21 protein-coding genes and 2 pseudogenes are annotated in these 23178 nt (G+C 38.2%); 15 read left to right on the forward strand and 8 right to left on the reverse strand.

Annotated elements, in window-relative coordinates:
- Window positions 1–224 precede the first annotated feature (224 nt).
- The 6 genes and pseudogenes from L0U88_RS21180 to L0U88_RS20565 all read left to right on the forward strand — a co-directional run.
- Window positions 225–470 (forward strand): annotated as a pseudogene (locus L0U88_RS21180) (phage integrase N-terminal SAM-like domain-containing protein); the annotation flags it as partial.
- 21 nt (window positions 471–491) lie between these two features.
- Window positions 492–1082, forward strand: coding sequence for a tyrosine-type recombinase/integrase (locus L0U88_RS20545; protein WP_234868721.1), 591 nt, complete (start codon window positions 492–494; stop codon window positions 1080–1082).
- Between the two features lie 7 nt (window positions 1083–1089).
- Window positions 1090–2268 carry an IS91 family transposase gene (locus L0U88_RS20550; protein ID WP_234868723.1) on the forward strand — a complete coding sequence of 393 codons (1179 nt, stop codon included), beginning with the start codon at window positions 1090–1092 and terminating at the stop codon, window positions 2266–2268.
- 393 nt (window positions 2269–2661) lie between these two features.
- A complete protein-coding gene (locus tag L0U88_RS20555; protein WP_234868725.1) occupies window positions 2662–3315 on the forward strand; it encodes a hypothetical protein in 654 nt (217 codons plus the stop codon).
- Window positions 3290–4354 (forward strand): phosphoadenosine phosphosulfate reductase domain-containing protein, encoded by a 1065-nt coding sequence (locus L0U88_RS20560; protein WP_234868727.1) that lies wholly within the window; start codon window positions 3290–3292, stop codon window positions 4352–4354. The genes L0U88_RS20555 and L0U88_RS20560 overlap by 26 nt, the downstream gene beginning before the upstream one ends.
- A 230-nt stretch (window positions 4355–4584) precedes the next feature.
- Window positions 4585–5631 carry a hypothetical protein gene (locus L0U88_RS20565; RefSeq protein ID WP_234868729.1) on the forward strand — a complete coding sequence of 349 codons (1047 nt, stop codon included), beginning with the start codon at window positions 4585–4587 and terminating at the stop codon, window positions 5629–5631.
- Window positions 5632–5983: 352 nt separating this feature from the next.
- Here the strand turns inward: L0U88_RS20565 and L0U88_RS20570 are convergent, their stop codons facing one another.
- The gene (locus L0U88_RS20570) at window positions 5984–7060 is read right to left on the reverse strand and encodes an IS110 family RNA-guided transposase (protein WP_234868730.1); all 1077 of its coding nucleotides are present in this window, start codon (window positions 7058–7060) and stop codon (window positions 5984–5986) included.
- Window positions 7061–7366: 306 nt separating this feature from the next.
- Between L0U88_RS20570 and L0U88_RS20575 the strand changes: the two genes are divergently transcribed.
- The 3 genes from L0U88_RS20575 to L0U88_RS20585 all read left to right on the forward strand — a co-directional run bounded on the left by L0U88_RS20575 (window position 7367) and on the right by L0U88_RS20585 (window position 11182).
- Entirely contained in the window at window positions 7367–7576 is a 210-nt protein-coding gene (locus L0U88_RS20575) for a hypothetical protein (RefSeq protein WP_234868732.1), read from the forward strand.
- Window positions 7548–9974, forward strand: coding sequence for a hypothetical protein (locus L0U88_RS20580; protein ID WP_234868733.1), 2427 nt, complete (start codon window positions 7548–7550; stop codon window positions 9972–9974). Before L0U88_RS20575 ends, L0U88_RS20580 begins: the two co-directional genes overlap by 29 nt.
- Window positions 9975–10225: 251 nt before the next feature.
- Entirely contained in the window at window positions 10226–11182 is a 957-nt protein-coding gene (locus L0U88_RS20585) for an AbiTii domain-containing protein (RefSeq protein WP_234868735.1), read from the forward strand.
- A 221-nt stretch (window positions 11183–11403) separates the two neighbouring features.
- Here L0U88_RS20585 and istB (L0U88_RS20590) read toward each other — a convergent pair whose 3' ends face one another.
- The 3 genes from istB (L0U88_RS20590) to L0U88_RS20600 all read right to left on the reverse strand — a co-directional run bounded on the left by istB (L0U88_RS20590) (window position 11404) and on the right by L0U88_RS20600 (window position 13671).
- The gene (istB, locus tag L0U88_RS20590; RefSeq protein ID WP_234868737.1) at window positions 11404–12153 is read right to left on the reverse strand and encodes an IS21-like element helper ATPase IstB; all 750 of its coding nucleotides are present in this window, start codon (window positions 12151–12153) and stop codon (window positions 11404–11406) included.
- A 26-nt stretch (window positions 12154–12179) separates the two neighbouring features.
- Window positions 12180–13244, reverse strand: coding sequence for a hypothetical protein (locus L0U88_RS20595; RefSeq protein ID WP_234868738.1), 1065 nt, complete (start codon window positions 13242–13244; stop codon window positions 12180–12182).
- Window positions 13245–13407: 163 nt separating this feature from the next.
- Entirely contained in the window at window positions 13408–13671 is a 264-nt protein-coding gene (locus tag L0U88_RS20600; protein ID WP_234868740.1) for a hypothetical protein, read from the reverse strand.
- Window positions 13672–13977: 306 nt separating this feature from the next.
- On the opposite strand from L0U88_RS20600, the gene L0U88_RS20605 reads away from it, so the two are divergent.
- Window positions 13978–14724: a hypothetical protein gene (locus L0U88_RS20605; protein ID WP_234868742.1), complete on the forward strand. Its 747-nt coding sequence runs from the start codon at window positions 13978–13980 to the stop codon at window positions 14722–14724.
- 10 nt (window positions 14725–14734) lie between these two features.
- Window positions 14735–15508 carry a C1 family peptidase gene (locus L0U88_RS20610; RefSeq protein ID WP_234868744.1) on the forward strand — a complete coding sequence of 258 codons (774 nt, stop codon included), beginning with the start codon at window positions 14735–14737 and terminating at the stop codon, window positions 15506–15508.
- Between the two features lie 596 nt (window positions 15509–16104).
- On the opposite strand, the gene L0U88_RS21185 is transcribed toward L0U88_RS20610, so the two are convergent.
- Window positions 16105–16281 (reverse strand): integrase core domain-containing protein, encoded by a 177-nt coding sequence (locus tag L0U88_RS21185; protein WP_353620685.1) that lies wholly within the window; start codon window positions 16279–16281, stop codon window positions 16105–16107.
- A 225-nt stretch (window positions 16282–16506) separates the two neighbouring features.
- On the opposite strand from L0U88_RS21185, the pseudogene L0U88_RS20615 reads away from it, so the two are divergent.
- The 3 genes and pseudogenes from L0U88_RS20615 to L0U88_RS20625 all read left to right on the forward strand — a co-directional run.
- Window positions 16507–17579, forward strand: a pseudogene (locus tag L0U88_RS20615) (IS3 family transposase); the annotation flags it as partial.
- Between the two features lie 215 nt (window positions 17580–17794).
- Complete coding sequence (locus tag L0U88_RS20620; RefSeq protein ID WP_234868746.1) at window positions 17795–18724, forward strand: pYEATS domain-containing protein; 930 nt, start codon at window positions 17795–17797, stop codon at window positions 18722–18724.
- The gene (locus L0U88_RS20625; protein ID WP_234868747.1) at window positions 18714–20150 is read left to right on the forward strand and encodes a C1 family peptidase; all 1437 of its coding nucleotides are present in this window, start codon (window positions 18714–18716) and stop codon (window positions 20148–20150) included. Before L0U88_RS20620 ends, L0U88_RS20625 begins: the two co-directional genes overlap by 11 nt.
- A gap of 602 nt (window positions 20151–20752) precedes the next feature.
- Here L0U88_RS20625 and istB (L0U88_RS20630) read toward each other — a convergent pair.
- From istB (L0U88_RS20630) to L0U88_RS20640, 3 genes are read right to left on the reverse strand one after another with little or no spacing between them, the layout of a single operon-like run.
- Window positions 20753–21457, reverse strand: a complete 705-nt coding sequence (istB, locus tag L0U88_RS20630) for an IS21-like element helper ATPase IstB (protein WP_234868749.1) — start codon at window positions 21455–21457, stop codon at window positions 20753–20755.
- Window positions 21429–21665 (reverse strand): hypothetical protein, encoded by a 237-nt coding sequence (locus tag L0U88_RS20635; RefSeq protein WP_234868751.1) that lies wholly within the window; start codon window positions 21663–21665, stop codon window positions 21429–21431. The genes istB (L0U88_RS20630) and L0U88_RS20635 overlap by 29 nt, the downstream gene beginning before the upstream one ends.
- 28 nt (window positions 21666–21693) lie before the next feature.
- Window positions 21694–22173: a hypothetical protein gene (locus L0U88_RS20640; RefSeq protein ID WP_234868753.1), complete on the reverse strand. Its 480-nt coding sequence runs from the start codon at window positions 22171–22173 to the stop codon at window positions 21694–21696.
- Window positions 22174–22511: 338 nt separating this feature from the next.
- Here L0U88_RS20640 and L0U88_RS20645 point away from each other — a divergent pair, with 338 nt between their 5' ends.
- Window positions 22512–23021: a hypothetical protein gene (locus L0U88_RS20645; RefSeq protein ID WP_234868754.1), complete on the forward strand. Its 510-nt coding sequence runs from the start codon at window positions 22512–22514 to the stop codon at window positions 23019–23021.
- Window positions 23022–23178 lie beyond the last annotated feature (157 nt).

The raw sequence follows: 23178 nt of genomic DNA on the forward strand, positions 1-23178 counted from the left end.
AACATTAAATCCAACTAAAGTATAAAACTTGGCATTAGAATTAACAATGAACATTTATTTATAAAATCAGCAAAGGTTTGGCCTGATGCTTTTTAAATACCACCCTATCGCCAAGCCGTATACGTTGAACTAACATTGCTTCGCAATGAAAAACTGCAGGATGATTTGTAACTTTTGGTATAAAATTTATTCATCATGCAAAAAAAACACTGTCGCAGTATGCGATCAACGGGCTACAACGCACATCAGATTTACTTGGCTTAGGCCACTACAGCCCTGCTACCCAGCGTAACTATTTACAGGAGCTACGGTTTTTATTCGCTTATTACCCCGATGTCAAGCCTTCTGACATTACCTATGAAATGACGCTGCAATATCTTTTTTATTTAACCAAAACGTTACAATGCAGCAGGGTTAAGGCAAAAATGGCAGCACAAAGTATTGCTTTCTTTTTCAAGCAGGTTTTGTGCAAGCCTTATCAAATACCAGGAGTGCTATATCCGGCACACAGCAATAAATTGCCTGCCGTGATGAGTACCGATGAGGTACGACAAATCATTAACAGCATCGAGAATATCAAGCACAAAACGATTATCTCTCTTTTATATAGTACCGGCATGCGCCTCAATGAAGCAGCCAATCTTAAAATGGAAGATATTGATAGTAAAACCATGCGAATAAAAGTGGTGGATGGAAAAGGAAAGAAGGATCGTTACGTGCCGCTATCCATTCAACTCTTACAAGAACTACGACTCTATTATATTCAGTATAAACCAAAAGTTTATTTGTTCAACAGCAGTAAAGGTGGCATTAAATATAGCCCTCGCTCGATACAGCACATCTTGCAACAGGCACTTATAAAGTTGGGGTTGCAGTCAAAAAATTATTCCATACATACCCTTCGCCATAGCTTTGCTACCCATCTTTTGGACAATGGTGCAGATCTACAGGTTATACAGCAGTTGATGGGGCATCACCACATCGCGCAAACGGTGCAGTATCTCCATCTCACGGATAAGCGATTTAAGACCCTTGTAAATCCATATGATCTATTGTTTGATACCGCAGGTGCAGTCAAATGATAGTATCATGCAAGAAAATAAGATAACGCTGCAGTATATCTTACACACACATGGATATACTGGACAAACAGCATACACACGCCAGGTACTGAATCAATTGGAAAGCTGCAGAACGAAAGCACTAGGGTATCATTTATATAAGTGCGATGATCAGGAATGCGGCAATCTGAAATATCAGTACCATAGCTGCCGCAACAGGCACTGCCCACAGTGTGGCGCTTTGCAGAAAAAGCAATGGGTGGAAGACAGGCAACGGGAACTTTTGCCTGTACCCTATTACCATGTAGTATTTACAATGCCTCACCAGTTAAACGCCATTGCCCTGGGAAACCGTTCGGTGCTGTTTAAGCTGTTGTTTAAAGCAGCATCAACTGTCTTGTTGCAATTTGCAAAAGATAAAAAGTATCTCGGTGCTCAGCCCGGCATACTGGCCGTATTGCACACCTGGGGCCAACAGCTCAGTTTTCATCCGCACATCCATTGTATTGTAAGTGCAGGAGGTATAATAAAGAAAAAACTGGCTGATGGAACAGAACAAACAAACTGGAGAGCGTTAAAAAGAGTGGGAGGTCAATTTTTGTTTCCGGTAAAAGCTATGTCAGAAGTGTATAGGTCGGTTTTTATAAAAGAATTGAATCACCTGGCTTCTACACAGGCCCTTGTTTTAGCAACAGAACAGCAAGAAGGATATCCTGAACTGCTGCGCCAGTTATGGAAACAGTCCTGGGTTGTATATGCGAAAAAGCCCTTTGGAGGTCCACAGCAAGTGGTAAACTATCTGGCTGCGTATACGCATAAAGTTGCACTATCCAACCAGCGACTCCTTTCTTGTAGCAGCCAGGGGGAAGTTGTATTGCGCTACAAGGACTACCGGAATGGACAGCAGAAAACCATGAGCTTATCGGCAGCAGAATTAATACGGCGATTTGAGCAGCATATTTTACCCAGAGGGTTTACGAAAATCAGGACATACGGTTATCTGGCAAATAGAGGCAGGCAAACCAATCTAAGAGCGGTAACAACAGTCTTGAAAATACCAGCGCATCCGCCTTCCTGTAAAACTCCCTGGCAGGTCCGGTTATATGAAATGTATGGAGTCCGCTACAATGAGTGTTGCTGTTGTCATAAAACGAGTATGGTGCTGTTGCAAACAACGTATAAACCAACAGAGTTGGATAGTAGTTAAAGTTCGGCAGGTGATAATATATACAGGCAAAAAGATAAATCAACTATTACTGCTCTCAGGCAGGAGGCTTCGTTTTGCAATTAACCAAAAAAAATGGCGGTTCAAACAAATAAATCACCACAAGATTTATCAGGAATTAAAAAACAGCTCGGAAAATCTCGTATGATCAAGGTGCCTGAAAGGAAAAAGAAATTATTTTTGAAGTAACACTCGAATAAAAGTCAACAACAGGACTTGCTCAACAGAATACTTTTCACCTTACACAACAACTAACAAAAAACAAACGTCAGTCAACGCAAAAGTATACCGAATGGCCCCGGAATTATTTTATATCGCCGGGGTCTTTAAGGGGGGCCAGTCGGATACTTTTATAAGAGTTAGCAGCTATATTTTATGACCAGAACTACTCTAAAATTCATCAGACTTTTTGTACCAGGACTTATTTTAGTCTTGGAATTCTTGCCACTTTTAAAGTTCGCAGGACAAAATTTTACAATCAATCAAGGTTGGCTATCCTATAGCTTTTTGACATTGATAGCTGTCGGAATTGGAGCTTTTTACCACATTAATAATTTTCGTTATTTCGTCACCAATGCTTCACATAAAAGGATTGACTTAAACATTATGAATTCCTTGCTGAAACTCTATCCAAAGCCTTTAAGTCAAGCACAGCACAATTTTTTAAAGGATAAAAAAAGATTAAAGAATATTTTTTACAATTTCATTGATAATGATAAATCGTTGACTGCAAAAAGTGAGAATGTATATTTTAACGGAGCTCTTTGGACTTCTACTGCAGATGCATTTATAATCTCAACGTTTTCGGCAATAGTTTATGTAATTGCAGGAAAATTAGTTTTTCATCAAAAGGAAGTTTGGCTTTGGGGAATTTTATTTGCTGGCATTGCCCTTATAGCAATTCTTTTACACATTCTAACCATCTTTAAACATATTAATATTGGAAACGAGCAGTTGGAATTTATAGAAACAACTAAATTAAAAGAACTAGAAACTAAAGTCGATGAAATTTTGCAGCAATTGCCTTAACCCAATCTCATCAAAAGATAAAAGGGCTATTGCTTTAATACAAAAGGAATATCAAAAAGACAACAACCCTTGGTTCTTAGGATATAGTGGAGGAAAGGACTCTTCAGCCTTGTTGACACTTGTCTTTAATGCATTACTTGAAATTCAAAATCACCACAAAAATGTGACAGTTATTTACTGTGACACCGGAGTGGAAATTCCAACAATTTCTTCTTATGTAAAGGACACAATAAAATCTCTTGAGACAGAAGCTAAAGACTTAAGACTTCCATTAAAGTTCAATATTGTTAAGCCAAAGCTAGATGACAGATATTTTGTAAAAGTTATAGGTCGTGGCTATCCACCGCCAACAAACATTTTTAGATGGTGTACGGATAGACTAAGAATTAATCCAGTTAAAGGCATTATCAATCCAAACGAAAATTCAGTAGTTCTTTTGGGGGTTCGTATGGGAGAAAGTACAGAAAGAGATAAGACTATAAAAAGACACAATACCAATTCAAAGTACTATTTAAACCAAGGCTCATCAACAAAGACGAAAATATTCAGTCCTGTTGTAAATTATTCTCTTAAAGATATTTGGTCAACCTTGAAGTATAATGCTTTTCCCTATAGCATTGACCATTCATTAATTGGACAAATTTATAAAGATGCTGGTAGTGAATGCCCTGTCTACAAAGAAACAAAGGGTACACCATGTGGTAAAGGCAGATTTGGCTGTTGGACATGTACTGTTGTCCGCAAAGACAAATCAGTTGAGAGTATGATTGCAAACGGACATGACAATCTTGACGAACTTTTTAAATTTAGAAATTGGTTAGTTGAATTTAGGGACAACCCTAAATACCGTTCGACTGTAAGAAGAAATGGAACTCCTGGACTTGGTCCAATCACACTTAAAGGGCGAGAAATTATTCTCGACAAACTTCTTTATGCACAAAAACAATCACGACTTGACCTAATTGAAGAACAGGAAATTAATCGCATACATGAATTGTGGACTATTGACATTAATAGCGACAAATATGTGGAAGCGTAATAATACAGCTGCTAACATTGCATTGGCAATATGGCGGGGCGACGAATATATTCTCAGCTTTTTGTTCGTTATTCAGTTTCGGTTTCGACAGACGAATAACGCCGAGCAACAGAATAAACAATGAGCTTTTGTATCTTTAATCAGCAGCGGCACTGGGCAGACGGGACACAGAATACCGCCACATCGCCAATGCTTTAACGTTAGCTCTCATTTTAAAACAGACACAACCTATGACTGGAATGACAAAAGAAGAAGGAATTAATCAAGTCTATGGAGGCGGTGGACACGTTGTCATTTTAGGAGCAGGTGCAAGTATTGCATCGACATACAGAAACCCTGAGAAAAATGGTAAACGTTTGCCATCAATGGACAATTTCATTGACATCGTTGGATTGAATGACTTAATTAATCTTATACCCGAAAATTTACAGGCAAAAAATTTCGAGACACTTTACGGAAACTTACATAAAAACGACCCAACATCTGAAATTTTAATTGAAATAGAAAGACGAATTAATGATTACTTCGGCAACATGCAACTACCTGAGGAACCAACAATTTATGACTATTTAGTTCTTTCCTTACGCGGCAAGGACTTAATTGCAACATTTAATTGGGACCCTTTCTTGTATCAAGCTTGGGTTAGAAATAGAGAGTTCACCAAGGACTTACCAAGACTTTCATTTTTACATGGAAATGTGGCCATTGGATATAGCAAGGAGGACAAAAGATGTGGACCTGTAGGCTATCAAATGAGACGTGATGGCGGTGTTTTTGAACCAACAAAACTACTTTATCCTGTAGAGCAGAAAAATTATACTGACGATGAGTTTATAAATCTCGAATGGGACAGAGTAAAATATTGGTTAAGTAAAGATAGTGGGACTGTTCGTGCCACAATTTTCGGATATGGAGCACCTGTTTCAGATGTTGAAGCAGTTTCGCTTCTGAACAATGCTTGGGGAACACCTGATGATAGAGCAATGGAACAATTTGAAATAATCGATATTGTTCCTGAAAAAGAACTAAGAAAGCGCTGGAATGGCTTTATTCATTCTCATCATTATGATGTAGTAGACAGTTATTTTGGCTCATCGTTGGCATACAATCCGAGAAGGACAAGTGAGAGCTATTTTAGCCATTACCAACCAATGACACCAAAAGTAGCATTTAGAAGTAGTAATCCTATTCCTGACAATTTCAAAACATTGGATGAACTATGGGATTGGCATAGACCATTGATTGAAGCAGAAGAGAGAAAGAAAAACGAGAGCTAACACGGGTTCCTATGTAAAGCGTTAGGAATGGTTTTATCCATTTTTGTACAGAAAACATAGGTGATGAGCGGTAATTCCAATTTATTTTAACAACGTTGGGGATTTGAATGATTGCATTTTATAATGCTGGCACATGACAAGATGCCCCTGCAATCATTCAAAGACACAGCGGAAATTGTATTTCATTTAATGCTTTAAATCCAGGCTCCTATATGCAGTCTATCATTTGTAGGACAGCTGCAGGCAACTGTTTGTTTCTAAAGTAAAAAAGGAACAGCTGCCTGCTTTGCGGTGTGGCTCCGGTTTTAATTTCAGACCACCACCCATGTTTTGCAGTCTGCTCCTGAAATAATTATGCGGATTCTAAAGCAGAATGATTTTTATTACTAACCTGATAAGGTTGGCCGTTTTTTATTACTGACAGTATCCTTTTTGCCATTTTATGAGCTACTTTAACGATTACATTCTTAGTGTTTTTTCCAAAATGACGCCGATAGTACGTTTGTATTTCAGGATCAAGTCGGATCGCTATCCAGGCGGCTTCTATTAGGTAGCTCCTAAGCAATGTTTTACTACGTGGCGTAATACAAATTGTTGATTCGCTACTACCACTGTTTCGAATGGCAGGAATCAAACCGATATAGGAACTGAACTGGTCTTCATTGGAGAATCGACGAATATGACCCAATTCGCCAATAAGGGCAGCGGATAGATACCCTCCTATTCCCGGAATACTTTTTAATAAATAGTAATCTTTGTTATGATTACGCCGGCAATAACTTCGTAATTCATTGGCTGCCTGCAAATATTCAGCATGTAATGATTTTAGAATTCGTAGCTTACTGTGCATACTATACTGAGCTGGTTGATGAGCCCAATGAAGATTGTACAGCCATTGTTGAAATGACTTACTCCAGTTCGGGTTGTCATACTCTTCTGGGACATTAATCCCATGATAAAGCAACATACTTTTTATTTGTAGCTTAATTTGTCGGATCTGTTTGACCACGGAATTACGATGCCGTACCAAACTTCGTAATTCATCTTGTTCAACAGTAGGTATATGAATAGCTGTTAGTTGATTTCGTTGTAGAGCTGCGCAAAGCATCCTACAATCTATTCTATCAGTTTTCTGAAATTGCAATTTTTGAATCTTTGGTACATCAGCACGATTTACAATCACTGTATTCCAACCACATAAGACAAAATAACGTGCTGCTGAAAAACCGCAACTACCTGACTCATAACATATAGACACCTCATGATCAGGAAAATGAATAGAAACATATTCGACCAACTTGTCAGCAACAGGCGGCATGGTAAAACCACGGTGATCAGAAATGTCTGTACGGAAGTGTACAGACCAGCTTTTTTTGTGAATGTCCAGACCAATATATAACTTAGGCATGGCGGTAACTTGAATTTCCATAACCAAAATTTTAGGGCAGACACTGTAAGTGTACTGCAGGTTAATAATTGATACTTCAAGTTACCGCTTTTACATAGTTGCTTGGCGTCAGTGGGGCGCGACGAACAAATTATCAGCTTTTACTATAATAAAACATTTAATCCGGCAGCTGAATCAAATTCAGATTAAGAATTGTAATTCAACAATAATTAATATATGGGCATTAATTCAGGCGGGACATCAATAATTACCCCACCGAACGCCAAGCCCTGAACGTTAGCTGTTATTCTATGTTGACAAACTCCAACTAAACAAAAGGAAAATATTATGAAAGAACTCAAAGACTGGATAACTGAACTCAAAACGGAGAAACCTGAACTAAATGACTTCATTACAAAACTCGAAGGCTTTATTTCTGACAATGGTTTCAATATAGCACAATTTGAAAGAGCAATTGACAAAGGACTTCAACTTAAAGAGGAAGAAGTGAAAAAAACTTTTATTAAACATGTTGAAAGTAAAGAAGATAACAATTGAAAATTTCAGGGGTCTTCGCCTTCCTGTTTCTATTGACTTTGTAAAAGGTGGTAGAACAACTTCTGCATTAATTTATGGTAGAAATGGAACCGGAAAAAGTTCCATAGTTGACGCATGGGAATGGTTACATAAATTCAATATTGAAACATTGAGGAGAGAAGGGATTTTATTAACTGACTTTCCGCATAAAGCAACTGATGGAAACAACAGCTACATTTCAGTTGAGTTCCAACATCCTACAATCAATAGTGCTACAGCGAAATTTAATCCGAAAAAACTAACAACGCCTACTACTTCAGGAGAATACAATGAGTTCAAAGCATTAAGTACTTATCCTAATTACTTACGCTATACAGACCTTAACGAGTTCATCTGTAATAAAAGGAAGGCAGAACGATATGAATATATCGCAAAATATTTTGGACTTGAAAAGTTTTCACTGCTTCAAGACAATTTACAAGCAACTCTCAATAAACAAACTACCAATCTTCAATCTCTCCAAAGTACTTTTGACACAAGTAGAGATATAATCAATGCTATTACAGGGCAAACTGAAGTAGATGAGGCAACCATAGTCAGATATATTAATACTATTGCATCAAACCATAAGATAGCATCAATAACTTTATTCAAAGAAGCGGAGACTGTAAAAGAAGGATTACAAGAAATTGTTCAAAAGAATCCGGTAACAAAAGAACTAACAGAGTGGAAAGCATTTCAGGCGAAACAAAATCAATTTTATCCACTCTCTACGGCAAGGGTAAATTGCCTCGATCTTGAAACACTTTTTACTGACTTAAAACAGAATGAGGAAAGTATAAAACAACTTATTCTTTCTGCACTTTACGAACAGAGCATTGAAGTTATTTCTAAACTTGATGATAAGTCTAAATGCCCTGTTTGCGACGAGACATTTGAAGGTGATTTACTAAAGCATGTAACAGAAAAGCATAATTCACTTTCCACCCTTACAAAAAAGAAAACTGAATTTGAGAACAAGAAATCAATCCTTGAAAAACAGTTTGAAGGTATTTCAAAAAAGATAGCCGTCATAGAATCAGAAACCAGTTCAGTAGTTTTGGATGCATTTCATACTTTGTTTGAAGATATTGCAAAAATCAACTCTACACTCCCAACTTTAATATCAACGGTTAAGAAACAACTTAAAGATTTAACTGCCATTTCAATCAGTAGTGATACAGCAATATCAAAAATTGATGAAATCATTTCAGGTGAGGAAGCCAGCAAAAAGCTCGTTGCAGATAAAATAGCAGGATTATCAAAAGATGAGGCAACGAAAACCTTAGCACAAGACTATACAAATATTTCAAACCTTATTGACCATTTTAAGAGTTATTCAATCAGCAAAGAAAAAGTTGCATACCTGAAAGGGATAAGTGACAACCTACAAACATTCTTTAACATACTTACCTCCTACATACAGACAGAAATTAATAATACATTTTCAGCAATTTCATCTGATGTAGTTGAGTATTTTAATGTATTAGAAAATTCAAATCCTGATATTAAAAATCCTGCTTTAAAACTTATTACGGGGAAAGACAAAGCAGTAGAATTGGAAATTGAATTTGCTTCTGAAAAGATTACACCTGCTTTCAAATTTTTAAGTGAAAGTCAAGTGAACAGTTTTGGCCTTGCGATTTTTCTTGCAGCAGTAAAACGTTTCAATTATGAATTTAAATTCTTTATTTTGGACGATGTTGTAAACAGTTTTGACAGTTTTAAACGCCCGAGAGTAGCGCAGCTTATTGCTTCAAAATTCAGTGACTTTCAAGTTTTGATGATTACTCATGATCAAATTTTCTTTGACACAGTTTCAAGAAAATTTCCAGAATGGCAACGCTACAAGTTTACATCTTGGGATTATGCAACAGGACCAAAATTCAAGCTTTCAAAAAATTATTTAGAAGACATACAGGCATACCTTGAAGATGATAATGCTATTACTGCAGGTCAAACTTTAGGAAGATACTTGGAGTGGACTTTTGGAATTCTAAACGAGAACATGAAAACTCCAATTGCTTACAAAGTCGAAAATGTTTACACACTTTCTGAATTTTACGATCCACTTGTAAAACGATTCAAGGACAAATTGAAACTTGCAAACAATCGACACAAGCTTTCGGTATTATTTGACGAGTTTGAAAGCGGAACAATTTTCAGAAACTATTGTGTACATTGGAAAAATGAAGCAATTACATTTTCCACAGACGAGATTACTACAATTTTCAACAAATGGTTAGAAATCGAACAAATGATTTTTTGTACTTCTTGCAAATCATATGTCCATTACGACAAACCTGACAGTATTGAGTATATTCGTTGCAATTGCGGTGCAATCAATCTCAAGGATGCCGCACATTATACGCCAGTTTAAAATGACAAATAGAAGAAAAACAGCAGCTAATATAAGTATTGCTAAAAGCGGGGCGGACGGAAAATCGATGAGCAGCAAATTGCTACTGTTCTTTATCCCGTTTTGACGGAATTCTAATCGGCATTTATCTGTTAACTTCAACTTTTTAAAGTAGTATTCGGCTGCAGTTCCGGGCAGGACAAGCATCAAATATCTAGCCCTCGGCAACACTCGGTCGTTGGCGGTAATGTAAGTAGACAAGCTTATTCAACATGAAAAAGACATTTTTACTTCAAGAAGTCATTGATGATTTAGTTAATACAGATAAAAGTTTATCTGCCCCATTAATGAAGCTAAATTATTTTGGGAGGCTTATTAAAAACCAAGATTTAATTGACTACACACAGAATGAATTGAATGGGTATCGTGACAAAGAAACTATACCGGACTACCGAAGAACTATCGGGACACTTTACATTGATTTGCAAACTTACTATAATCAACATTCACGACAGCTTCCGTTCTCATTGATTGAGGAACCGTACAGGCAGGCTTTTAAATATGTTTATGTACGGGAAGGAATTGCAGCAATTGAAAAGATTGCAAGGGAAAATGAAAAAAGTGACTCAGGTGGACAAATAGTTACACCTTTACCGATGGAGATGCTACATATTTTACAAGAACCAGCTCGGAAACTTTATCAAGCCGACGTAAGAATTGATGTAGTTGGTGCAAAGTTAGCAGGAAATGCCAGTATTGTTGTTGAAATTCCAAATGCGATAAGGACAAAACTTTTAGATTTCGTAATGTCAATATCTGACACTTTTGGATATGATATTGAAATTGATTCATTCAATAAAAAAGCCGAAACTAATAACCAAACAATAATTCATCAAATGAATACAACAATAAATAATTCCGGTGACGGTAAATTAATAAATACCGGAAATGAAAATAAGATAGATAGCAATGTTGCACTTTACAAAGGTGATATAGCACGACTACAAAAAGAACTAAGAGACCAAGGCATCGACGAAGCGGACATAGCTGAAATAAGTAAAATAGTAATAAGTGAAAAACCAAACGAGGAAAAAGCAATTTTAGGAGAAAAGTCTAATGGATGGATTTCAAAAGTTATTAATAAATCATTGAATGGCGTTGGCAAAATTGCAACTGGCATTTCTTCCAACCTGATAGCGACATTAATAAAGCAGTATTATGGAATGTAATAACTGCTAAAATATCAAACTTAAATTCATTGCCAAGACTAACAAAATGGATGCGACTACAAAAGAAAAAATTGCTGAGTTAATTTGTGGCGATGACCCTAAACGACACCCTATTGTAATCAGGAACTAATAATGCAGAAAAATTGGCAATTAAAAATGCAGAAGAATTGGCAACAATAATACAGAGTTTTTGGCAACATAGAATGCAGAACAAGTAAAAATTAATCAGAGAATATTGTCTTTCTATTTTGGATTCGATAACTCTTTCCTGACAGGTTAGTTATTTCACAGCGGTAGAGTAATCGATCCAGTAATGCGGTAGCAAGTACTTCATCGCCTGACATCTTAGCCCATTCAGCCGGTTTTTTGTTGGTAGTAATGATGAAGGATGTTTTTTCATAGAGTTGATTGATAAAGTTGAACAGGGTTACGGCAGTTGCTTTTTCTACCGGGAAGAGCATGATGTCATCAATAACAATAAGGTCTGCTTTACAGAGCCCTTTGTAATCGCCCTTTGCAGTTCGGGTAATCTCCTTCATCTTAAGCATGGTAATGAGTTCATCCATGGTCCGGAAGTAAGCCTTATACCCTTTGTTGACAGCTTCAGCGCAGAGGCCGGCTGCCCGGTATGTCTTACCTGTTCCGGATGGCCCCATCAGGATAACAGTATACACCTGATCGAGCCAGTTGAGTTCTTTCAGCTGGTTCATGCGAGATTTAGTCAAGCCATTGTCTACGCCGTGGTCATACAAAGTGAGGACACAGGAGGGCGGCAATTTGGCTACCCGGAGTAGATTGGACAGGTCGTTTCGTTCGCGGTGTGTGACTTCTGCCTGCAACACCTTGACCGTAAATTCCAGGTAGCCGCTGTTGCGATCTTCAGCATCTTTGATCAGTTCATCGAGTTCCGATTGGATGCCATTCATGCGGAACTGTTGGCAATAGTGTCTGATTTGTTGTCTTGTTTCCATTTGTCTGTATTATTGTTGATGCTGCATTAAAATAGTTCGTAATAGTCGGCGATGGAGCTGGTAGCCGGTTGAATAAAGGCTTCACTTGGCATTTTACCGGTGAAGGGATTCATGTGGATGATTCTTGCACCAGCTGATTCTGTTGCTTGTTGGGTGTGCAGATGTTCGGCTACGCTTCTTAAGTCTACCGCACTATTGAGTCGGTGCGTCGTACTGTATTGCAATGCCTGGTGAATGATGGACCGGGGATAGCTTTCAATGACCTGGCGGAACAATAGTACCTGGTCACGCAGGTAGCGGGGTTTGGCCTGGCGGACAGCTTCCATAAAAGCTGCACCAAGTTCAGGCTCCTCCAGCATACTGCAGACCTGGCGGATCAGTTCTTCCACCCGTATACCTTTATCCCGTTTGTGATCGTTGTTGATGATCTTATGACCTTTGCTAACGGATAGCGGATGCGTACACAGTAGCACACCTGGTTCATCAAAAACCAGCAGCTGACCTTCTTCCGCTTTCAAGTTTACCCGCGATCCTTTCCCCTTATAGGTGCATAGGGGAAGGGAATAAAAATTGCCTTTGAACGAGATGCTATTGTCTTTTCGAACCGTGTACCAGTGCTCGTCGGCGGGTGCTGCCAGAACAGCAATCACCGGACGCAGGTAGTGCTTTTCAATGTCCCATTCGGCTTGCGGCGACTTGCGGGTTACAGCATGGGCAAGACAATTTGCGGTGCGACCGAGCCAGGCTAATGCTTCCTGGTTCAGGGTTTCAATATCATCAAAAGGACGGTTATACAGAAAGTTTTGCTTCACGTACTTCACTGCATTTTCAATCTTCCCTTTGCTTTCCGGATCTCCTTTCCGACAGAAGTGAAGAGCAAAACCAGCAGCCCGACTATAGAACCGGAACTTTTCAGTTAAAATAAGATCACCATGGTTTTCGCTGACCAAAAACAACCGACCCTGATCATAGACCACCGTAGCTGGAATACCTTCCAGGTACGCAAATGCCTGTTGATGTGCCAGTATCGACAATTCTGTAGTGAAGCGGGTGGTGGTACCTGCCCTGGCTGTTACGAAGATTGTATTCACCAAAATCTGCCTGTGCCTGTGCACCATAGGCACTCTCAGCAACCATGGCATAATCACGCTGCACAACCACCTTTTGCAGATGATATTTTTGACGAACCCAGCAAACAAAATTGAACACCGTTTTGCTGTCAACCGCTAGAAAATCAGGATAATGCTCCTTCAGCTAATCGTTCATTTGAGCAGCAGAAGTCTCCGGGTACTTCGTCAAACGGGTCTTTACAAACCCTTCATAGGGCTCCAGGTCTTTTTTGCGTTCCGACTGGTTCTGCAGGAACTGTTCGTAGTCAGATTCCGTCATCGACAGGTACTTTTTGACGGTACGCCAATCCAGCACCAGTTCCTTACTGATCCGGGAGATTGATAATCCATCCCGATGCAATTGATGTACCGTATGATAAGTCATTAGTTTTTTCGCATATGTATTCATAAATACGGAGCTATTTTCTGGCAAATCTCTTTTTTTCTATCCCCGGCCGCGGCAGAGGATAGAAAAAGTTCAGCACTCCTTGTTGCCAATTTCTCAGGATTCTTTGTTGCCAAAAGTTCTGCAGGTTTGTTGCCAAAATCTCTGTATTCTTATTTACCGATCACAGAAGAAGGTGATATAAAATGTATAGAATAAATCTTAATTAGGGGTCTAAATTCGTAAATAAATCGTTGTGTGAAAGTTGACTCTGAACAACAAACAATCACAACTAATAAAATTATTTAATCACCCAAAAAAATAACAATCATGAGAAAAAAAATCTTTGTCGTCGTTCTGATTTTTACTAACTCAAAATTAGTCTTTTCACAGAGACTTTTTAGCACCAGAGTACAACAACAACAACAGCAACAGCAACAAAAATCAGGTTCTTCATTAAGTATGTGGGTTGGAGCTGTTTTAGCTTATAATTTTGACAGCGAAGGAGGAACTGAAAATGTTGTTGGAGCAGGAAAAGTGACATTAGGTAATGTTAAGCAATTTGGGGGCGATAAGTTTAATTTATTAGTTATTGGTAATTTGTCAAAAATTACTAGTGCATTAAGCAATGAAGATGTAACAAAAGAACTAACGGCACTTGCACAATCTTCACAAGGTGTTAGTGTGGCTGTATCTCCGACATGGAGCATCAATTTAAAAAATAACAATTTCTTTCGCTTTTGGGGAACGGCTGGCGGAAAATTTAATGGATTTTCTGATGTAGGAGATGATAAAGAAACTATAACCCTTAGTCAATTTAGAATAACTGGGGGTTTAGAATTCGAGGGATTTGAATTAATTGGTGGAGGTGCCTTCAATTTGAGCACAGAATTAAGCTATTCTTTATTTGACAAGACTAAGTACAATAAAGTTTTCGGTAAGGAAAAAGGAAGTTATTTAGGACTAGAAACGACAATGATTATTCCCGTAGGTAATAACTTTGGTGCAATGTGTTCATACACTATTTCTGAAGGGACAAGTCCACTTTTTCAAGCTGGCATAGTCGTTAAAAGATAATAATTCAATTATGAAAAAATATTTCCTTTTTGTATTGTTGTTATTTAGGATGACATATTCAATTTCCCAAACTTCGCAACCAGTATTTACTTTAGAGAAATTTGCTCCAAAAATTACTCGTCAAGACGGTTCAAATTGTTACGCATATTCTGCAGCTTATGTTGCACTGACCATCCAAATCGCATATTCAAAAAGTAGTAACCTTGATAGCTCCTCAATATTCTCTTTTGGTTATGTTGATGGTTACAAAAGCTATCTTATAAAGAAATTGGGAATAGATAGTTTTAACAAGCGTGTAAATCATGCAATCTATAACGACACTGCAGAAATAATCGGAAATTTGGATTATGTTTTTTATATTCTCAAAGAATATGGTACAGTCAAATTTTCAGAATTTCCTTACACTAGACATAAACAGATAATCAAATGCTTTAAACAGTTTAATCACTACAATCTACATTTACAAAAAATTAAATCAGTAAATGAGATATTTAAATTTGGACAAGAGATTACAAATGAGACTATTTATTATTTCAAATCAGAGCTATTAAAAGGAAAACCAATTATTTGCTCAATAGAACAACCTAAAGCTTCTTGTGATTGGGGCGACATTAGCAAAATACCAAGGACGACCAGTTCTATGGGAAATCACATTGTAACAATTATAGGGTACAATAATGACAAATTTTTAATTAAAAATAATTATCACCCAACATGTGTAACTGAATACTCTATGGTTAGTTTTTTAAATATGTTAGGTTGGGCTTACACATTTAACCTTTAGATGAAACTAAAATAGAATGCAGCAACAATGCTACGTTGGGTGCGAAGCGCCAATGATGGTGCAGCAGTTGCTCTCAAATACGATAGGCTTACCATTTCTTATGGGGTTTGAATTGTATAATTTACTAGTGTCTACTGTAGATTCAGGTTAATGGTATCCCCCCCCTAGAGTTTGAAGTTAGGCTTTTGTGTTCATTTTGTTTCTCACTTAATAAGGAGGGCGGGCATGTTACTAAAACCACTGGAAATGAATTGATTCAAAGAGGTTCAACAATTAGCCGCTGATGGCGTATTAAAATAGGAGATCAAACGACGCACCGCCATAAGTATAAAAACTATCCGAAAATACCTTCGCAAGCTGTCAGCCGCTGAACCCGACAGCGATGCTCCCAGAAGCGATAAATAACTTGCCGCGTTGGTTTATGACAGCGATACAGCACCCGTTGTCGTGAGGGCTCCCCATTTTGAGTACGCTTTATTACTATAATTTTCCTTGGGTTCTACAGGCCTGCTTGTAGCGAAGGCGTAACCAAAGCGGAAAGCAGGCCTGTAGAACTGTCCATTTTTTCCGGTACACCTGGGTGGTAACCCATCTAGTTAATCATGTGGCCGATGATTTTTGTAATCAGCAACCCAGGTCTCGGATAACTCTCTTACCTGGTTCAGGTTATCAAACGAATGGGCATCTAGTACATGTCCCCGATAGCTTCTGTTAAATCGTTCTACGTACGCATTATGGGATTGTTTACCCGGCTGGATGTACTTAAAATCTATCCCATAAGCTTAGCTCCAGGATTGTGTCAACTTTGATATAAACTCAGGTCAATTATCCATTCTGATCTTTTGTGGCTTGCCGTGTCCATTGATTAAATGGTTCAAAACCCATATCACCCAGCTATTTTTTAAAGAATAATCAATCTCAATTGTAAGCTCCCCCATTATTCGGCCAGAGGAATTAGAGTTATCAATTACTTGAATTGTTAACTTTAAATCTCGAAAATGAAAAAGGTGAAATTTTCCGAAAGCCAAATTGTTGCCGCTCTGAAGAAGCAGGAAGCGGGCATGCTTGTTAAGGACATTGCCCGTGAAATGGGTATTAGTGATGCCACGTTCTATAACTGGAAAGCCAAGTATGGTGGCATGGAAGCCAGTGATGTGAAGCAACTTAAGGATCTGGAAGCTGAACATGCTGAACTCAAAAAGATGTTTGCGGCGCTCTGTATTGAGAACCGGGCCATGAAAAATCTCATCGAAAAAAAATTGTAACGCCCCAAGAGAAACGGGAGGCAGTTGATATTCTTATTGAAGAAGAGCAACTGAGTCTCCGAAAGGCGTGTATAATCGTAGGTATCCCTCGTTCAACTAACGGTTACAAGGTAAAGCCCAAAGACGATGCTCCGGTACAGGAGGTATTGACACCACTGACAGATAAGCACGTTGATATTGGATTCTGGCAATCCTACCATCGGATCAGAAACAAAAGGTATCAATGGAATCATAAGAAAGTGTACCGGATTTATACCGATATGAAACTCAACATTCGCCGCAAACCCAAACGTAGGCTACCAGCCAGGATCATGGAAGCACTTGCTATACCGGATGCACCTAATGAAGTCTGAAGCATTGATTTTATGAGTGATGCACTAACGGATGGCAGGAGATTCCGTCTCTTCAATGTTATTGATGACTTTAACCGGGAATCTTTGTCCATCGATATTGATACCTCTCTTCCCGCTCGCCGTGTTATCCGTACACTGGAACGAATGGCAGCAGAAAGGGGCATGCCTAAGTGCATCAGGTTTGACAATGGCCCGGAATTTATCAGCTGCCTGCTGCAGGAATGGTGCGAATCCAGAAACATCAGGTTACTATATATCCAACCAGGAAAACCAACCCAGAATGCCTTTGTTGAGCGACAGAACGGAAGCATACGCCGCGGTCTGCTGAATGCCTACTTGTTCTCGAGTCTTGCTGAAGTCAGGATCATGGCAGAAGAATGGCGAATGGATTATAACCTGGAAAGACCGCACAAATCACTGGGCTATTTATCACCATTCCGATATGCTGAAAAGTATTACCAAAGCCGGAAGGAAGATCTGCTGCTTTATCCACAAGCGGTGACCGGTAAACCTTTACAATTTGAAGGGAACCGCTTTGTGGATAAAATAGTTGAAAAACAAATTGACTCTAATCCATAGTGGTCCAGTTTTAGGGGAAGCTTACACATTGTTGGTAGTCATTTTTGGTAGCCAAATATTTTTTTTATTTTTAACTAAAACTTTATTTAATGAAAAAAATAGCGTCTATAATACTATTTATGATTTTTATTCAATTTGGAGCGATTGCTCAAATAAAGACACTAAAAATTGTTGGAGGTTGTGCGCTGGACGAGGTTCCACTACCTTCAGAATTTCAAACTGATGATATAGATGAACGCACAAATGAGTTAATTGGAAATTTGATAAAAAGAATTGGTATCCAAAAGAGTTTTGTCATACGAAAGGCAGATATCAAGAATGCGATGGTTGCACAAGATGAAAATGGAACACGTATTCTTCTAATTAATCCCGGATTTTTATTGAATTTAAAAGGATATCAAAGTGATTGGTTAATATACTTTGTTCTAGCACATGAAATTGGACATATTGTTAACTATGACCCATTGGAAAGTGAAAAACATAATCCAGAAATGGAAATTGCTGCAGATAAATTTGCAGCAGTACAGCTATGCAGAATGGGCGCTGGAATTGAAGATGCAAAAAGTGCCATTGAACTATTGGTAAAAGAAAATACTGGCCCAACCTATCCTACTAAAAAACAAAGATTGTTCGGAATCGAATCAGGCTGGTTAGATGCAAAATGCTCAACCGAACCCTCAGACGCCCTTACTTATGATGCAACAACTAAAAAGGCGGAATGGAAATATGCAGGTAAAGGATATGAACTTGGTTGGGGAAGTAATAATAATCGGAATTATTATAATGTCTGTTTAAAAATAATTGCCTCTCAAAAAGAATTGTCACGTATTTCATCTGTTCGGTATTATTTTTTACATGATTCTTTTGGAAAGGGCGCAAGTCAAGGGAAGGTTTTTTCAACATCTACAGATGCAAAAACCTCCTTTCAGCATTGCATTCAGATATGGGGTACATTTCCATTAAAAGTTGTAATAAATTACAAAGAAGGAAAACAAAAAGAAATTGACTATGTCTGGTAAAAATTTGATGAATTATTTTTCATTACTGAAATTACTACTTTGTCTTACCCCTTCAATTTCAATGGGGCAAGGTAAGGGTTTGTTATTTGACGATGCAGCATTTAAGCAGAACGTCAGAAAACAGTATTTAGGACCAGCTTTTCAAGACGAATTGCTTCCACAAAAAGTAAGCCTAAAAGAGTTTTGTCCTACTCCTGGAAATCAGGGTAATATGGGGTCTTGTGTAGGTTGGTCGGTTGGTTATGGAGCCTATACAATTTCAAATTCAATCCGAAAATCAATAAAAGATAAAGAAGAAATAACCTCTTCAGCATTCTCTGCATTGTATTTGTACAATCAAATAAAAATCTCTGATTGCTCCAATGGAGCTTATATTGATAAGGCTCTTACCTTTTCAAAACAGAAAGGAGATTGCGTTTTTTCACTTTTTAATCCGAAGGACTGTTATGCTCAGCCTTCTAATACATTGGAAACTACCAAAATAGCAGATTTTCAGGCATTATTTTATGGCAATGAAAGCAAGCAGACTCGTCTTTATGCAGTGAAACAAAAAATTAAAGACCGTTTCCCTGTTATAATTGGATTTGAAACAAATAATATGTTTTCTACAAAATATATAACTAAAGAGAACCCTGTTTGGCAAAGTGGAGGTAAGAATGACGGTGGTCACGCCGTTGTTATAGTTGGCTATGACGACGAGAAAGGAATGTTTGAAATATTAAATAGCTGGGGTACTTCGTTTGGCGATGGTGGATATTTTTGGATGAAATACGATGATTTTATAGTGTATACTCATTATGCTGCAATTCTAATTCTACCAGAAATTCATGAAAGCGATATGGTAACTTTAGAAGGTTCTGTTAATCTCAGATATTTTGACAAAACTCTTAACCGACTTGAGGATGTTAATATGATTAAGGCTGAAAGTTATAAGTATATTACAGCTAAGCAAGATTGGAATTTGGGTGAAATATTTCAATTAAATATAAAAAACAGGATTAAAAATGAGTATGTGTACGTTTTTAGTATTGACGGTTTAAACAATACAAATATTCATTTTCCGAGAAGAAAAGAATTTGGAAATCTCAATTCAATTGATATTAATGAATCACCGCTCTTTACTTCTGCAAAAGGCGAGTTATTTATTCCAAATAATAGAACTGGAATGCAATTGAATACTAACAAAGAGGTATTATGCATACTTTTTAGTAAAGAGGAAATTGCAGATTTGTCTCAAACAATTTCGCAGATTAGGGAGTATTATAAAGTGACCGCAAATTTGTCGACTGCTTTGAAAAAAACTTTAGGAAGTAGACTCATATCAACAAAAAATATTTCATACTCAAGCACCGTTATGAATTTTAATGTCAAAGCAAAATACAATTCAATCGCACCAATAATTATAGAACTCAAAACAAATAAATAAAAAATAACCGCAAGCAAAAAATCTTAGTTGATGTGAAGCACCAAGATGAAGCAGCTGTTGCACGGAACCGCTGGTATCCGGTCTATTACTTATGGGGTTTCAATAGTAGAAGTTATTGCTTTAAGAAATAAATACAGGAGGACTTGATTGATCTGGGGATGTTTAATGAATTAACCTCCATTTATAATGAGAAATTTTTATTTCGGATCAGCATTTTCAATCTTATTCCTGACATTCTAGACTGTTTTTTATAGGTAGTGGACATAAGATTCCCAAGCCTGTTCGGCATATAGCTTTCAAAGAGTGATTTTACAATTGGTGTTACTTGTTTCACATAATCAATAGGTGGCTATCGGTGATTATACCTTTCCTGATCTGATTTTTGTAGTGCTATGCTTGAGTTTGGTTATTTTTTTAGCCGCACAGGTACATTTGTTCAGATTACTTCGGAATTGCCGTTGCTATCTAACAATCAAAATTAACCTTACATGCTTCTGTAATCAGGAACTAATAATGCAGAAAAATTGGCAATTAAAAATGCAGAAGAATTGGCAACAATAATACAGAGTTTTTGGCAACATAGAATGCAGATCTAGTAAAAATTAATCAGAGAAAATTGTCTTTCTATTTTGGATACGATAACTCTTGCCTGATAGGTTAATGATTTCACAGCGGTAGAGTAATCGATCCAGTAATGCGGTAGCAAGTACTTCATCGCCTAACATCTCAGCCCACTCAGCCGGTTTTTTGTTGGTAATAATGATGAAGGATGTTTTTTCATAGAGTTGATTGATAAAGTTGAACAGGGTTACGGCAGTTGCTTTTTCTACCGGGAAGAGCATGATGTCATCAATGACAATAAGATCTGCTTTACAGAGCCGTTTGTAATCGCCCTTCGCAGTTCGGGTAATCTCCTTCATCTTCAGCATGGTAATGAGTTCATCCATGGTCCGGAAGTAGGCTTTATACCCTTTGTTGACAGCTTCTGCGCAGAGGCCGGCTGCCAGGTATGTTTTACCTGTTCCGGATGGCCCCATCAGGATAACATTATAAACCTGATCGAGGCAATTGAGTTCTTTGAGCTGGTTCATGCGAGCTTTAGTCAAGCCATTGTCTACGCCATGATCATACAAAGCGAGGTCACTGGAGGGCGGTAATTTGGCTACCCGTAGTCGGTTGGACAGGTCGTTTCGTTCGCGGTGTGTGACTTCTGCCTGCAACAGCTTGACCGTAAATTCCAGGTAGCCGCTGTTGCGATCTTCAGCATCTTTGATCAGTTCATCGAGTTCCGATTGGATGCCATTCATGCGGAACTGTTGGCAATAGTGTCTGATCTGTTGTCTGATTTCCGTATAGTGCAAAACCGGCATCCAGACTGTAGAACCGGAACTTTTCAGTTAAAATAAGATCGCCATGGTTTTTGCTGACCAAAAACAACCGGTCCTGATCATACTCCACCGTAGCAGGAATACCTTCCTGGTACGCAAATACCTGTTGATGTGCCAGTATCGACAATTAAGTAGTGAAGCGGGTGGTAGTGCTTTCACTGGCTGTTTGGAAAATTGTATTTACCAAAATCTGCCTGTGCCTGTGCACCATAGGCACTCTCAGCAACCATAGCATAATCACACTGCACAACCACCTTTTGCAGATGATATTTTTGACGAACCCAGCAAACAAAATTGAACACCGTTTTGCTGTCAACCGCTGGGAAATCAGGATAATGCTCCTTCAGCCAATCGTGTATTTGAGCAGCAGAAGTCTCCGTGTACTTCGTCAAACGGGCCTTTACAAAGCCTACATAGGGCTCAAGGTCTTTTTTGCGTTCCGACTGGTTCTGCAAGAACTGTTCGTAGTCAGATTCCGTCATTGACAGGTACTTTTTGACGGTACGCCAATCCAGCACCAGTTCCTTGCTGATCCGGGAGATTGATAATCCATCCCGATGCAATTGATGTACCGTATGATAAGTCATGAGTTTTTTCGCATATGCATTCATAAATCCGGAGCTATTTTCCTGCAAATCTCTTTTTTTCTTTCCCCGGCCGCGACCGGGGAAAGAAAAAGTTCTGCATTCCTTGTTGCCAATTTCTCTTGATTCCCTGTTGCCAAAAGTTCTGCAGGCTTGTTGCCAAAAAAATCTGTATTCTTATTTACCGATTACACTGTTGTTTTACTATTATTGAAGCGTTAGTGAGGCCTTCATGAAGCGTTCGGGAGGGGTTTTCTTTTTTATTTACGGTTATCTGTATTGCAGGAATATAGTGGAATAGTTATATTAGTGATACTTGTCCTGTGATTCCCCGCAATGGGACTCATGTGGCGAAGCAATGGGGGGAAGGGAGCGAGTAAATTGTGATAATGTTAGAACGACCGACATACAATGTGATTGACTGGATAAAAAATATATTTAGTAAGGGCAAAACAGTTGCCAATATCAAAACTGAAATTGACAACCAACCTCTTGAAGACCAGTCAAAATTTATTTGGTGTTTAGTTGGCAATATCGTTGACGAGCATCCTACTGGTATTGACAAAGAAATAAAACGTGGGACGAAGCATTTTTCTCCTAACACAAAGGTTTACTGTTTTCCGCCAAAATGGGGTGACGGATACGAAAAGATTAAAGTAATAGGCAGACACCGTAAGACAAGAAAAAATGTATGCATTGTTATACCAGCAAAACTTATAACTAATTGGCGCTTGCAAAAAGTTTACAGACCGTATATTCTAAATGTAATGAAAACGCAATACGGATGGACTAATAAGGACAATGACAAAGAGACAATTTTGGAAATGCTAAAATGGCTGCCAAGCAGGACGATTAAACTAGTTTGGCCAGTGTTCATTGCCGTAATTTTGAAAGGCTAATTTCCCGACAACGATAAGCATCTATGTAACAGCGATCAATTAAGCTGCCCAATTTTTGATGTGGTATAAGTATTCATTACCCACTAAAATTTCGAACTATGCAGTCTCAAATGATCGCTACACCGAAGTTATTTATTGGCTTAGATGTACACAAAAA

The organism is Flavihumibacter fluminis, from assembly GCF_021491375.1.
GTDB lineage: Bacteria > Bacteroidota > Bacteroidia > Chitinophagales > Chitinophagaceae > Flavihumibacter > Flavihumibacter fluminis.

Bases quoted from the DNA above. Each gene is read 5' to 3' on its own strand.
- istB (WP_234868749.1), bottom strand. From the start codon at position 21,457: ATGAATGGCATCCAATCGGAACTCGATGAACTGATCAAAGATGCTGAA.
- L0U88_RS20620 (WP_234868746.1), top strand. From the start codon at position 17,795: ATGAAAAAAATAGCGTCTATAATACTATTTATGATTTTTATTCAATTT.
- L0U88_RS20625 (WP_234868747.1), top strand. From the start codon at position 18,714: ATGTCTGGTAAAAATTTGATGAATTATTTTTCATTACTGAAATTACTA.
- L0U88_RS20610 (WP_234868744.1), top strand. From the start codon at position 14,735: ATGAAAAAATATTTCCTTTTTGTATTGTTGTTATTTAGGATGACATAT.
- L0U88_RS20600 (WP_234868740.1), bottom strand. From the start codon at position 13,671: ATGAATACATATGCGAAAAAACTAATGACTTATCATACGGTACATCAA.
- istB (WP_234868737.1), bottom strand. From the start codon at position 12,153: ATGGAAACAAGACAACAAATCAGACACTATTGCCAACAGTTCCGCATG.
- L0U88_RS20580 (WP_234868733.1), top strand. From the start codon at position 7,548: ATGTTGAAAGTAAAGAAGATAACAATTGAAAATTTCAGGGGTCTTCGC.
- L0U88_RS20555 (WP_234868725.1), top strand. From the start codon at position 2,662: ATGACCAGAACTACTCTAAAATTCATCAGACTTTTTGTACCAGGACTT.
- L0U88_RS20605 (WP_234868742.1), top strand. From the start codon at position 13,978: ATGAGAAAAAAAATCTTTGTCGTCGTTCTGATTTTTACTAACTCAAAA.
- L0U88_RS20550 (WP_234868723.1), top strand. From the start codon at position 1,090: ATGCAAGAAAATAAGATAACGCTGCAGTATATCTTACACACACATGGA.
- L0U88_RS20570 (WP_234868730.1), bottom strand. From the start codon at position 7,060: ATGGAAATTCAAGTTACCGCCATGCCTAAGTTATATATTGGTCTGGAC.
- L0U88_RS20645 (WP_234868754.1), top strand. From the start codon at position 22,512: ATGTTAGAACGACCGACATACAATGTGATTGACTGGATAAAAAATATA.
- L0U88_RS20585 (WP_234868735.1), top strand. From the start codon at position 10,226: ATGAAAAAGACATTTTTACTTCAAGAAGTCATTGATGATTTAGTTAAT.
- L0U88_RS20560 (WP_234868727.1), top strand. From the start codon at position 3,290: ATGAAATTTTGCAGCAATTGCCTTAACCCAATCTCATCAAAAGATAAA.
- L0U88_RS20575 (WP_234868732.1), top strand. From the start codon at position 7,367: ATGAAAGAACTCAAAGACTGGATAACTGAACTCAAAACGGAGAAACCT.
- L0U88_RS20565 (WP_234868729.1), top strand. From the start codon at position 4,585: ATGACTGGAATGACAAAAGAAGAAGGAATTAATCAAGTCTATGGAGGC.